Annotated in this window: 3 protein-coding genes; all 3 read right to left on the reverse strand. The window is 47.5% G+C overall.

Annotated elements, in window-relative coordinates:
• A partial coding sequence (locus tag G8O24_RS47025) for an IS66 family transposase zinc-finger binding domain-containing protein (RefSeq protein WP_188108409.1) occupies positions 1 to 380 on the reverse strand: 380 nt, incomplete at its 3' end.
• On the reverse strand, positions 337 to 570 hold the full coding sequence (locus tag G8O24_RS47030; protein WP_188108410.1) for an IS66 family transposase: 234 nt from the start codon (positions 568 to 570) through the stop codon (positions 337 to 339). The genes G8O24_RS47030 and G8O24_RS47025, both read right to left, overlap by 44 nt.
• Before the next feature lie 55 nt (positions 571 to 625).
• Positions 626 to 973, reverse strand: coding sequence for an IS66 family insertion sequence element accessory protein TnpB (gene tnpB, locus G8O24_RS47035; protein WP_008459757.1), 348 nt, complete (start codon positions 971 to 973; stop codon positions 626 to 628).
• Positions 974 to 1,048 lie beyond the last annotated feature (75 nt).

Here is a 1,048-nt window from a genome sequence, read left to right on the forward strand (position 1 = left end):
GGAACCTTGAGAACGTACTTCTGATAGATAGTATTTGAGATCAAAGACGCTGAGCCAAGACTGTTGGTTAACGGAGCCCTGGGTACAGGAGCTTTGATAATCTTGTCGGCTGGCGCTTCATCACTGCAGTGCTGGCACTTGTAAGAGTGTTGGATGTGATCGATTCTCTTAACCTGGGCTGGAATGTAGAGCAGCTCTTGTCTAGCACAGAAGCTGCCGATCGCTTTCAGTTCGTGCTCGCAGTCTGTACAAGTAAGATCATCCAAACGATGATGACCCTCCTCGCCCGGCAGAGAGTCTAAGATATCTTGCTTTCTGCCGACTTGCTTGCGTCTCTTATAGGTAATAGTTTCGGTAATGCGAGGGCAAGTCCTCGTCATCTTGGGAGGCGTTGGCTTCTTCAAAGAGGCTCAGCTGATCTGGGTTGCCAGCTCTCTTGTCGGAAGACTTGCCGTAAATCTTCTTAGTCAAATAAGCAACTTGTTCAGTAAGAAGGGCAACCTGCTTGAGTAATTCTTCGTTATTTGCTTTGAGCGTTTCGATTAAAGCTGAAGTTTCTTTGTCAGCCATGGTCGTTGTCCCTCCTTGATTCATAATCATAAGAATACCAGAAAAGCTCGTGAAATCAATACAATTCACGAGCTCTTGCGGTATTAATTTTAGGATCAATGGTAAAGCCTTGCATCAAGCGCATGACTTGCTCATCGGACAACTCTCGAACTTCGTCTTCATTGTTCGGCCAGGCCAGCTTCCCGTTCTCAAAGCGCTTATAGAGCAGCCAGAATCCCTGGCCGTCCCAATAAAGTGCTTTGAATCGGTCCCTCCGGCTGCCGCAGAAGAGAAAGACGCATCCGGAGAAGGGATCGAGATTGAAGCTCTTCTTAACTATGTAAGCAAGCGAATCGATTCCCCGGCGCATATCGGTCTTACCACAAACAATAAACACTCGACCTAACTCAGCCAGATTAATCATGGCTCACGACCCTGTCAACGACTTCGAGCATAACCACGTTAGAGGCGTCACTGTAGAATGACAGCTCAACCCCTT

Origin of the sequence: Bradyrhizobium campsiandrae, from assembly GCF_014529705.1 — a bacterium.
Lineage (GTDB): Bacteria > Pseudomonadota > Alphaproteobacteria > Rhizobiales > Xanthobacteraceae > Bradyrhizobium > Bradyrhizobium campsiandrae.

What these genes read in the sequence shown, in the direction of transcription:
- G8O24_RS47030 (WP_188108410.1), bottom strand. Translation starts at nt 570, where the DNA reads ATGGCTGACAAAGAAACTTCAGCTTTAATCGAAACGCTCAAAGCAAAT.
- tnpB (WP_008459757.1), bottom strand. Translation starts at nt 973, where the DNA reads ATGATTAATCTGGCTGAGTTAGGTCGAGTGTTTATTGTTTGTGGTAAG.